General features: G+C 63.7%; 1 pseudogene. It reads left to right on the forward strand.

The features are described from left to right. A pseudogene (locus ACLBX9_RS03780) lies at positions 1-295 on the forward strand (flagellin); the annotation flags it as partial.

Consider the following 295-nt stretch of genomic DNA (forward strand, 5'->3'; position numbering starts at 1 on the left):
CGGCGTCAACCTCATCGCCGGCAAGGGCAACGACCTGAACATCAAGTTCAACGACACCGGCAGCTCGAACCTGAACGTCGCCTCGGTCGATGCCACGTCCACCGGTCTGGGCCTGTCGGCGATCACCAACTCGAACAGCTCGACGAGCTCGAACGGTCTGGGCAACTTCCTGCTGAACGCGGACGTGAACAGCACCCTGGCGACACTGACCAAGGCGGGCAGCGCGCTCAACTCGGCGGCGAGCACGCTGGGCTCGAACCTGTCGGTGGTGCAGAACCGTCAGGACTTCTCCAAG

The organism is Methylobacterium sp. A49B (assembly GCF_053346215.1).